The following is a 563-nucleotide window of genomic DNA, read 5'->3' as shown; positions in this document are numbered from 1 at the left end:
GTCAAGGACGCCCTGGCGCTCCTGACCCTTTCCTCGTGGCCGGATGAGCGCCAGTCCGATGAGGCCTTTCGTCGGGTTGCCAACAAGCCTGCCCGGGGTCTCGGAGCGAAGGGACTGGGGATGATCGAGGCTGAGGCGGCAGATTTTGGTCTGTCGCTGTGTGCCGCCGCCATGCGAACGCGCCTGCCTCCCAGATGCGGTCTGGCGCTCGACGGCTTTATCCAGATCCTCAGACGCGCCGGGGCGCGTGATGACGACACGCTCGGACAACGTCTCACCTGGCTGCTTGAGGAGACGGGCTATCTGGACATGCTCCGCGCTGATGACAGTGATGAGGCCGCGACCCAGAGGGAAAACCTTGCCGAGCTGACAGAACTGGCCGACGGCTTCCGGCGTGTGGAGCATCTGATGGAGCACGCGGCCCTGGCGAGCGGGGCGCCCGGGGAGAAGGGAAAGGACCGGGTGCAGCTCATCACCATGCACAGGGCAAAAGGACTGGAATTCCGCCACGTCTTTCTGCCGGCCTGGGAGGAGGCCATCTTTCCGGGCGGCATGGCGCGCAA

General features: G+C 65.4%; 1 protein-coding gene. It reads left to right on the top strand.

The annotated features are described in order from the left end of the window. Window positions 1-563, top strand: a 563-nt coding sequence (locus GOB85_RS18960; protein WP_277875965.1) for a 3'-5' exonuclease, incomplete at both ends; no start/stop codon positions are given.

The organism is Acetobacter fallax (genome assembly GCF_011516735.1).
Classification (GTDB): Bacteria; Pseudomonadota; Alphaproteobacteria; order Acetobacterales; family Acetobacteraceae; genus Acetobacter; species Acetobacter fallax.
Note: the sequence above shows the minus strand (reverse complement) of the source record. Positions and strands in the feature narration are given on the sequence as shown.